Origin of the sequence: Pseudarthrobacter sulfonivorans, assembly GCF_014712225.1 — a bacterium.
Classification (GTDB): domain Bacteria; phylum Actinomycetota; class Actinomycetes; order Actinomycetales; family Micrococcaceae; genus Arthrobacter; species Arthrobacter sulfonivorans.
This window is the reverse complement of the sequence record NZ_JACXBW010000019.1, coordinates 49,407-59,322: the sequence shown is the minus strand read 5'-3', so window position 1 is coordinate 59,322 and position 9,916 is coordinate 49,407. Positions and strand designations below refer to the sequence as shown.

Sequence of the window (9,916 nt, the reverse complement as noted above, 5' to 3'; positions counted from 1 at the left end):
GCCATGACTGCCATTCAGACTGAATCCTCCCCTTCCGCTGCTCCGACCACGGTGGAACACGTCCTGACCCTCGACTGCGCGGAGACGCCCGGCATCGTCCATGCCGTCTCCGGGTTCCTGCTCGAACACGGCTGCGACATCCTGGACAGCAAGCAGTTCGGCGAGCGCAACGAGCGGCACTTCTTTATGCGCGTCCATTTTGCCTCCGACGGCGATGCCTCCACCGCGGACACGCTGCGGGCCGGTTTCGGCCCGGTAGCCGAACGGTTCGGGATGCGCTGGCGGCTGGAGCCGCTCGGCGCCAAGCGGCGCGTGCTGATCATGGTGTCCAAGTTCGGGCACTGCCTCAACGACCTGCTGTTCCGGGCCCGGACCGGTGAACTGCCGGTGGAGATCGCTGCCGTGGTCTCCAACCACACGGACCACCAGGCGCTGGTGGAATGGCACGGCATCCCGTTCTTCCACGTGCCGGTCACTCCTGAAACCAAGCCTGCGGCCGAAGCCCGGCTGCTGGAACTCGTGGACGAGTACGACGTGGAGCTGGTGATTCTGGCCCGCTACATGCAGGTCCTCAGCGACGAACTCACCCGGCGGCTCGATGGCCGGGCCATCAACATCCACCACTCGTTCCTGCCCAGCTTCAAGGGCGCCAAGCCGTACCACCAGGCGTACGCGCGCGGCGTCAAGACCGTCGGCGCCACCGCCCACTACGTCAACGCCGAGCTCGATGAGGGACCGATCATCTCCCAGCAGACCGTGGACGTGGACCACACCTACGGCCCGGAAGACCTTGTGGCTGCCGGACGGGACACCGAGTGCAAGGCCCTGTCCAACGCGGTCCGCTGGCACTGCGAAGGCCGGGTCATCCTGCAGGGCAACAGGACAGTCGTCCTCCGCTGACCCAAACGCTCTCTCACTTAACGTCGGTTTTCGGACGATCCTCTATCGCTTAATGCCGGTTTTTACGTAACGCTCTCTCACCCAGGTGAGGGAGCGTTGCGGACTTAACTCTCAGCCGCCGGCAAAACCGGCCGCTTGGGGGTGGTCAACCCAGCTGTTGCGCAGCACCTTTTTGAGCGTCACGATCGCTTGCTGGAAATCGTCGGCGAAATCGCTTTTCCCGAAGACCAGGACCGTCCAGCCAGCTGATTCGAACGCCTTATCCCGTCTCCTGTCACTGAAGATCTGCGCGTCACCAAGGTGATGCCCGCCGTCGTACTGAATGGCGATCCGGCGGTGACGGTAGCCGAGATCGGCCGACGGCGATCGCTCGTCTCCGGCGCGCAACCGCACCTGGAGCCCGGGCTCGGGCAGCCCGGCATCCGCGATGGCGAGGCGGAGCAGCGACTCGGGGCCGGAGTCGGCACCCACCCGCATCAGCTCCAAAGCCTCGCGTGCCCGGACGACACCCTGGAGGTTCGGGTGGCGGCCCGCCAGGATGCGAAGCCCGGCCAACGTGTCGTAGGGCTGCGTCCTTCCCTCGAAATGCACCCGCGGGATGCGGATCAGTTCGTCACCGATGCTGACCAGGTCTTTGAGCGGCAGGGTTCGGGCCAAATCGAGCCATGTCCGGGACCGTGTGCTCATGAAGATGCCGTCCACCAGTTCGAGCTCGTCTTCCAGCGTCAGCACGGTATGGCCAAACACACCCTTCCGGCGGACCGGTGGCAGCGAACGCGGCTTGCTGAGATGCAACTCAGTGGAATCCGCAAGCCACGGAGGCAGCAGCTGGCATCGAAGCCGAGCCGCGGTGACGTGCGAGATCCAGGCTCCGGGGGACGCTGCCGACAATGCCCTGGCCGCGCCTTCCAGATCAAAGTCCCAGTCCGCGGGGCGGTAGAGTCCGCGACCCACGTTGACCGTGTCCTTCCGCCGAAGCCGGTTCAGGGAGACGCCGGCGGTCACGGCTGCGCCGACGGTGAAGGGTGCCTCGGCTAAAGGCGGGGGCAGAAAATCTTGCTTTCGCATGCTGGCATTGTGCCCCGGTACGGCAGGACGCTGCAGAAGTTATCCACAGGCCGGTCGTCGGGGCGCCGGAGGTGAAAGAGGGATGCCCGAAAACCCACATTAAGTGAGAGAGGATCGCCGGGAAACCGACATTAAGTGAGAGAGCGTCCTGGCAATGTGGATTGCATCGCGGCGAGGCGGGTGGCCAGGTGCAGAGCCGCGAGCCGGCCCGTTCCGCGGGGGTCGCCGCCGCAAAGTGTGAAGATCCGCTGGAGACGCTGGTGCATCGACTGACGCTCCAGATGCAGCTCCCGCGCGGCCTGCGCGGTATTGCAGCCTGAGTCCAGCCAGACCCGCAGGGTCTCCAGGAGGGCGGAGTGGCGCTGCTCATCGTGCACGAGGATGGCTCCCAGCTGCTGGCGGACGAAGTCCGTGCGGCGGGCGTCGTCCAGGGAGTGGGATGCGAGCCGTTCCACCGCGAAATCCTCAGCATCGAGGACACCCCCGGACTGCATGGTCCCCTTGCTGTTAACCCCGACGCCGGAGGCAAGTTCCAGCGTTAGCCTGGCCTCGGTCAGCGACCACGGAGCGGCGGCAATGCCGGCGGCCACGGGACCCACTGCACTGACGCTCCCCTCCGGCAATTCAAGCGCCTGCAGTCCGGCCAATATGTCCTTCCTGTCTTCCCGGGTAGTGTCCGGGCGAAGGACGGCGAGCGCCAGGAGCTCCGCATTGTCCGCGTAGCTCGCGCTGTGCCGCCCAGCCCTGTCCAGCAGTTGTTCGACGGCGGTGCGGAGCTGCCGCGAGCCCGGGGACCGGACCACAATGGCCACCAGCCGCGCTGAGAGCGGGATCCCTGCCGCCGGGGCCAGCTGTTGGAGCCGCCAGTTCTGGGTTCCCGAATCGACGGCGCGGATCAGAGCCGCGCCTGCCATCTCCTTCAGGCCCGGGGGCATGCGCTGAAGCAAAGCCAACGCCAGAATGTCCACTGAGCGGTTCCCCGCGATCCTCGCCAGGTTCACGTCGGATCCCGCCAAGGCACGGAGCGTAAGCCGGGCCGACGGGATGCCACGAACGGAAACGTCAACGGAGATGGTCCGGGCACGGTCCTGCTCTGCGTTGGCGGTCAGCGCAGGCTCGGCCTCCGCGGCTTGTTCGGCCGGCAGTGCACTTGCCAGCGGCGCCCCTTCATTGGATGTCAGGACAACTTCCGTGCCGGTAGCGTCGGCGAGGACGGCCAGGATCCGGTCCAGGCTGCCGCCGTGGGCCAGCTCCACCGCCATCGCGTGACTTGCCCCGTCGGCCTGCTGCAAGTGCCCAGCTGTCTCGCTCACCAGCAGCGAGTTGATGGCTTCCATAACGCCAACAAACGGCACCACTTTGCGGAGCTCTATCAACGGAAGCCCGGCGGCCTCAGCTGCTGCCACCATGGCGGACGGAATGGACGGCAGGCCGGTACCCGTCTCGATGGCCAAAGCGGCCACTCGGCGTTCCGCCAGCTCCCAGATGTAGCCAACCCGCCGCTTATCCGTTGCCGCGACCAGGGCCTGGCCGCCGGTGAGCAACAGTTCACCGCCGCCGAGTAACGGAGCGATGTCCAAAACCTCACTGGAATGAATCCAGCGCAGCTGAGTCTGGGCGGCAACGGCCGCCGCAGCGCGGATCACAGGATCGGCCGGTGTGAGGCTGGAATGTTTCAAAACATCCTGTAAGCGTATTGGCATGACACTCCGTCGCGTAGGTGGGCGATGTTCATGACACATTGTATGTGGTGCTTGTGGCCTGAGCCACATAATCTGAAGCTATCCCTTTTACTCATGGAGGCTCCCCCCATGCACAACAATCTCTCCACTCCGCAGCAGGAGTCGGCAATGATGCCGGCCGAAGACTGCGAAGCCTGGCTCCAGCCCATTCCCGAGTCCCAGCGCACGCGCAAAGTTTCCGGCCAGTTCTGGATCTGGGCCGGCGCCAACCTTGCACCGATCAACTGGGTGCTCGGCGCACTCGGCATCCACCTCGGCCTCGGCTTCGCTGACACGGTCACCGTTCTGGTTTTGGGGAACCTGATCGGCATGCTGCTGTTCGGCTGCTTTGTACTACTCGGCCAGAAGACCGGCGCCACCGGCATGGTCCTGGCCCGCGCAGCGTTCGGCCGTCGCGGCAACTACCTCCCCGCAGCCATCCAGGCCCTCTTGGTGATCGGTTGGTGCGCGGTTAACACCTGGATCATCCTGGACCTGGTCATGGCCCTGTTCGGCACGCTGGGCTGGGTTGACCCCACTGCCCACAACTATGTCTGGAAGATCGGTGTGGCCACCGCCATCATGGCCGCACAGGTTGCGATCGCCTGGTTCGGCTACAAGGCCATCGCGGCCTTCGAAAAGTGGACCGTGCCGCCCACCATCATCATCCTGGCCGTAATGTCCGCCGTGGCCTGGTTCGGCATGAAAATCGACTGGGGCTACGCCGGCCCGGCCGGCCATATCCTTGAGGGCTCAGAGCGCATCGCCGCCATGAGTGCCGTGATGACCGCCATCGGCATCGGCTGGGGCATCACCTGGTTCACCTACGCCGCCGACTACTCCCGGTTTGTCAGCACCGAAGTCCCCAAGAAGAAGGTCTACCTGGCATCCGTCCTGGGCCAGTTCATCCCCGTGGTGTGGCTCGGAATCCTCGGCGCCAGCCTCGCCACCAACAGCGGTGAAATCGACCCCGGCAAACTCATCGTGCAGAACTTCGGTGTGATGGCGCTGCCCGTACTGCTGATGGTGCTGCACGGACCCATCGCCACGAACATCCTGAACATCTACACGTTCTCGGTGGCCACGCAGGCGCTGGACATCACCATCAGCCGCCGCAAGCTCAACCTGTTCGTCGGCGTGTTCTCGCTCGCCGCCGTCGTCTTCTTCATCTTCCAGGAAGACTTCGCCGCGATCCTGGACGCATGGCTGATCGGGCTTGTCGCCTGGGTAGCCGCGTGGGGTGGAGTCATGCTGGTCCACTACTTCTGGCTCGAGAAGCGCTGGCCGGGCAACCCGGAAAGGCTCTTTGACGCGATTGGCACCAAACGGCTCCCCGTGGTCAACTGGGCCGGAATTGTCTCTCTGCTGGTGGGCATCTTCGCCACTTGGCTGTTCATGTACGGACTGGTTCCCGCCATGCAGGGCCCCATTGCGGTTGCTTTGGGCGGCTGGGATCTTTCCTGGCTCGCGGGCGGTCTGACCAGCGCCGGCACCTACGCCCTCCTGGGCCCGGCATACCACCGCAGGCACCTGGACTCCGCCCTGCCGTCCGCCACGGTTGCCCAGGCCACCGCCGACCTGAAGTTCGCCACCCAGCCCAGCGCCCCGGCAGGGCTCTGAAACACTGACGCTCTAACGGCCCTGACGCCCACACGGACCCTCCAAGGAAACGAAACACACCATGACCTTTGACGCATTCGCGGATTCCGTCCACCCGATCACCTGGCCCGAGGGCAAGCAGGCAGCAGCCTCCTTCACCTTCGACGTGGACGCCGAATCCTGCACCATCGCCCACGATCCGAAAAGCACCAGCCGGATGTCCCTGATGACGCACCAGTCGTACGGGCCCAAGGTGGCGGTGCCGCGGCTGCTGCAGATTCTCCAGCGGCAGGACATCCGGGCCACCTTCTTCGTCCCGGGCTTTACCGCCGAGTGCTACCCGGATACCGTGCGGCGCATCGTCGATGCCGGGCACGAGGTGGCGCACCACGGCTACCTGCACGAACCCATGCAGGGGATCGACGCCGCGACCGAGGCCCGCTACATCGACCGCGGGCTCGCGGCCCTCGCCAAGGTCGGCGTGGAGCCGGTGGGCTACCGGGCGCCGTGGTGGGAGCTCAACTGGCACTCGCCGGCGCTCCTGGCGGACCGCGGCTTCCTCTACGATTCGAGCCTGCTCGACGGCGATGCACCGTACCGTTTTGCGGTGGCGGAAGGCGACAGCCGGGACATCGTGGAGATCCCGGTCGACTGGACCCTGGACGACTGGGAACAGTACGCGTTCTACCCCGGGGTCACCGGCAGCGGTGTGATCGAGAGCCCGGCCAAGGTTCTGGAAATGTGGACTCTCGAGGCCGAGGCACACCACGCCCAGGGCAGCTGTTTTGTCCTAACCAACCACCCGTTCATTTCGGGGCGGCCGTCCAAGGCCGTGGCCTTGGAGAAGCTGATCGAGCGGGTGAAATCCATGGACGGCATGTGGGTGACCACCATGGAGGAGATCGCCGAGCACACCCGCCGGACGGTCCAGGAAGTCCACACCCACGCCAGGATCGAGGTCCCGTCCTTCCCGGACACGGGAGCAAGGTTCACGCCGGCTGCCGTTCACCAGCACAGTCCGGCCGGTACGCACGGCCGGTAACCGCGGCCCGTAACCGCGGCTCCTCAAGCCCGGCCACCGCAACCCCGCACACAAAGAAACGCCGACGGCGACAGTCACCTGTCGCCGTCGGCGTTTCGCGTGTTTCGTGTAACCGTCAGACGGATCCCGAGGCGAGCACGCGTTTGACGTCGTCCTCATCCGGGTAGGCGAACTGGGTTCCCTTGCGGGTGGTGGCGAGCGCGGCAGCGATTGAGGCGAAGGCTGCGGCGTGGGCCAGTGATGCGCCGGCTGCCAGGCGCGCGGCCACGGCCCCGGTGAAGGCGTCGCCGGCGCCGGTGGTGTCCACCGCCTTGACCTTGACCGGCGCGATCTGAACAAGCTGCTGCCCGGGGTCGGCGAGTGAATCGAGCACCACGGAGCCGTTGGCCCCGAGCGTCACGAGGACCTGCTGGAGCCCCCGCTCAGCGAAGCTCAGGCGGACCGCTTCCCAGTCGCCGGCGTCCCCGTCGCTGCCGGGAATCTCAGCGGACCCGAGGAACTGCGCCGCCTCGTGGGCGTTGACCAGCAGGACGTCCGTCAGGTCCGCCAACCGCTGCGGGATTTCCGTATAAGGCGAGAGGTTCAGCACCACTGTTGCGCCGGCGTCGTGCCCTGCCTGGGCGGCGGCCAGCACCGTTTCCATGCTGACTTCGAGGCAGAGGCAGACGACCGCGGCGCCGTTGATGACGTCCGCTGCCGCGGCGACGTCCGCGGGCGAGAGGGTGCCGTTGGCCCCCGCCGAGATGATGATGTTGTTCTCACCGTTGGCGTCCACGGCGATGACGGCGACGCCCGTCTCCGCGGGGGCGGTCCGGACATGTCCGAGGTGAACTCCCGCACCCGAAGCCGACGTAATCAGCATCTCCCCGTTCGAGTCGTCCCCCACAGCGCCGACAAGGTGGACCTCCGCTCCCAGCAGGCTGGCGGCCACCGCCTGGTTGGCGCTCTTGCCGCCCGGGTTCACCGCGAAACCGTTGCCGTGCACTGTCTCACCGGGCAGCGGCAGCCGCTCACAGTAGATGGTGAGGTCAGCGTTCAGGGAGCCGACGACGACGATCTCGCCAGCGGTGCGTGCTTCGGCGGCGGTCATTCGGTCACCTCAGCCTCGACGGGCTTGGGGATCAGGAGTGAGGCCCCGAAGGCGGCCACGGTGATGATGAGGCCGACGAGCACTACCGTCAGGTAGGACGCCTTGGCATCGCCCAGGGCGGACGTGGCAACCAGTACTGCGGGCAGCACCAGGAAGCTGAGGCCGGCGCCCAGGTTGAAGGCGCCCGCGTTCATGCCGGGCAGGAACCCCGGGTTTCCGGCGGGTGAAAGGACAACTCCGAGACCATTCAGCATGATGTTGACCGTACCGGCGTACATGATGCCCAGCAAGACCGTGCCGGCGATCATCATGGGCAGGCTGCTGAGGCCGAAGAACGCGATGATGGCCAGGGCGGCGATGCTGCCGAGCATGCCGATCCGGAGGACCTTGGTGTACCCGAGCACGGGAGCGAGCCGGCCGCTGATGGGGCCCACCAGCCAGCCGAGCAGGGCATACGGGGTGAGGATGATCAGCGCCATTTCGGTGGGGCCGATGCCGAATCCGGGTCCGGCGGCCTGGACGTAGGCCGGCACAATGCCGTTGATGACCGCGAAGATGCCGGTCATGGTCAGCGTGGTGGTCAGCAGCGGCGCCCAGGTGGAGCGCTGGCGCAGGTGGATGATCTCCACCATCGGCTGCTTGGCGCGCTTTTCCACAGTCCAGAAGGCGTAAAACGCGGCGGCGGCAACCAGCACCAGGCCGATGGCCAGCATCAGCGTGCCGGCCTCGAACCCGCCCACCAGCTTCGAGCCTTCATTGAGGGCGGTGAGGAGGGCGCCGACCGCGATCACGATGAAGAAAACGCCAAGCCAGTCCATGGTGGTGCCGGCGGCCGGCTTGCTTTCGCCGGCGAGGAACGCGATCAGGGCCGTGGCGACGACGGCAAGGACCACCATCAGCCAGAAGATGCTGCGGAAGCCGTAGTGCTCGGCGAAGTAGCCGCCCACAAAGGAGTCGACGCCGGCCACGCCGCCGTTGACCGCGGTGATCAGGCCCATGAGCGTGCCGTACTTTTTGGGGCTGCTGACGGCGGACCGGAGCATGATGAGGCAGAGCGGGACAGTGGGGCCGCTGACGCCCTGGATGATGCGGCCCACAAAGAGCCAGGTGACGTCCGGGGCCAGGGCTGCGATGACCGAACCGACGGCCATCAGCACCATCATGCCGATCAGGATCTTCTTGCGGCCGATGATGTCGCTCAGGCGGGGCAGGAAGAGGGAAAACAGGGCGGCCGCGGTGAAGAACCAGGTCTGGGACAGGCCGATGGTGGCCTGGTCGGTGTTGAGCTCCTCGCCCATGGTGACCAGGGCGGGGCTGAGCATGGAGGCGTTGAGCTGGAAGGCGACGCAGGCGGCGAGCAGGGCCACCATGAGGGCGGTGACGTTGCCGGTTTTGCTGTTGGTCAGGGCACTCATTTACTTGGCCTCTGCAGTTTCCGGCTCGCCGGTTGTCGGCTCGCCGATCCGGACCAGCGCGTCGGTGACGAGGTCCCAGAACTTTTTGTGGTCCAGATCGACGGCAACGGAGGTGTTGCAGTCTTCAGGTGCGGGGGCACGGAAGTCGGCCACAGTCATCCCGAGCGTCAGTTTGCCCTGCAGTTCGATGTCCACGGGAACCTTGCGGGTGCTGACGATGCTGGGATCGATCACGTAGGCCACGGCACAGGGATCGTGGACGGGCGGGTAGTCGAAACCCTGGGCGTCCTTGTAGGTCTTGGTGAAGAATTCCATCAGTTCCAGCACGAACTTGGCCGGGCCGGTGCCCACTGCGGCGATGTTCTCCACCACCTCGGGAGTGGCGAGTGCCTGGTGCGTGAGGTCCAGGCCCACCATCACCACGGGCCACTTCTCGTTGAACACAATGTGCGCGGCTTCGGGGTCGATGATGATGTTGAATTCGGCCACGGCGCTCCAGTTGCCCACGTGGTAGCCGCCGCCCATCAGGACAACTTCCTTCACGCGCCCCACAATGCGCGGCTCCTTGCGGGCTGCCAGCGCGATGTTGGTGAGGCCGCCGGTGGGAACGAGGGTGACGGTGCCGGGTTCGTGGGCCATGACGGTGTCGATGATGAGGTCGACGGCGTGGCGCGGGTCCAGTTCGATGGCCGACTCGGGCTGGGCGGGGCCGTCCATGCCCGTTTCGCCGTGGATGGTGGGCGCGGTTTCGATGGTGCGGACCAGGGGGCGGGCGCAGCCGGCGGCGAAGGGAACGCCGGTGATGCCGGCGATCGTCCCGACGGACAGGGCGTTTTTGGTGACCTTTTCGAGGGTCTGGTTGCCCACCACCGTGGTGACGGCCAGGAGTTCGATGCCTGGGTTGCCGTGCGCGAGCAGCATGGCCACGGCGTCGTCATGCCCGGGGTCGCAGTCGAGGATGATCTTCCTGGGGGCGGGGTTCGTCGGTTGGGATTCCACGTTTATTCTCCACGTCATTGGGGCCTGCCGGGGCAGCGGGCGAAAGCAATCAAAGCGATCATGACACCCGCAGGCACACCGC

At 66.0% G+C, this 9,916-nt stretch carries 8 protein-coding genes; 3 read left to right on the top strand and 5 right to left on the bottom strand.

The annotated features are described in order from the left end of the window. The first annotated feature begins 3 nt into the window (after positions 1-3). Complete coding sequence (gene purU, locus IAQ70_RS19595) at positions 4-900, top strand: formyltetrahydrofolate deformylase (protein ID WP_190991370.1); 897 nt, start codon at positions 4-6, stop codon at positions 898-900. A gap of 111 nt (positions 901-1,011) precedes the next feature. On the opposite strand, the gene IAQ70_RS19590 is transcribed toward purU, so the two are convergent. Both IAQ70_RS19590 and IAQ70_RS19585 read right to left on the bottom strand, forming a co-directional pair. Beyond that, positions 1,012-1,968: a PDDEXK family nuclease gene (locus tag IAQ70_RS19590; RefSeq protein WP_190991368.1), complete on the bottom strand. Its 957-nt coding sequence runs from the start codon at positions 1,966-1,968 to the stop codon at positions 1,012-1,014. Between the two features lie 131 nt (positions 1,969-2,099). Continuing rightward, the gene (locus tag IAQ70_RS19585; protein ID WP_190991366.1) at positions 2,100-3,671 is read right to left on the bottom strand and encodes a helix-turn-helix domain-containing protein; all 1,572 of its coding nucleotides are present in this window, start codon (positions 3,669-3,671) and stop codon (positions 2,100-2,102) included. A gap of 108 nt (positions 3,672-3,779) precedes the next feature. Here IAQ70_RS19585 and IAQ70_RS19580 point away from each other — a divergent pair, with 108 nt between their 5' ends. Continuing rightward, entirely contained in the window at positions 3,780-5,309 is a 1,530-nt protein-coding gene (locus IAQ70_RS19580) for a purine-cytosine permease family protein (RefSeq protein ID WP_190991365.1), read from the top strand. 61 nt (positions 5,310-5,370) lie between these two features. Then, the gene (locus IAQ70_RS19575) at positions 5,371-6,330 is read left to right on the top strand and encodes a polysaccharide deacetylase family protein (protein WP_190991363.1); all 960 of its coding nucleotides are present in this window, start codon (positions 5,371-5,373) and stop codon (positions 6,328-6,330) included. A gap of 115 nt (positions 6,331-6,445) precedes the next feature. On the opposite strand, the gene IAQ70_RS19570 is transcribed toward IAQ70_RS19575, so the two are convergent. From IAQ70_RS19570 to uriH, 3 genes are read right to left on the bottom strand one after another with little or no spacing between them, the layout of a single operon-like run. Then, on the bottom strand, positions 6,446-7,420 hold the full coding sequence (locus IAQ70_RS19570; protein WP_190991360.1) for a ribokinase: 975 nt from the start codon (positions 7,418-7,420) through the stop codon (positions 6,446-6,448). Next, complete coding sequence (uriT, locus tag IAQ70_RS19565) at positions 7,417-8,835, bottom strand: uridine transporter UriT (protein WP_190991358.1); 1,419 nt, start codon at positions 8,833-8,835, stop codon at positions 7,417-7,419. The genes IAQ70_RS19570 and uriT overlap by 4 nt, the downstream gene beginning before the upstream one ends. Then, positions 8,836-9,852: a uridine-preferring nucleoside hydrolase UriH gene (uriH, locus tag IAQ70_RS19560; protein WP_190991356.1), complete on the bottom strand. Its 1,017-nt coding sequence runs from the start codon at positions 9,850-9,852 to the stop codon at positions 8,836-8,838. It lies immediately after the preceding gene. Positions 9,853-9,916: the final 64 nt, after the last annotated feature.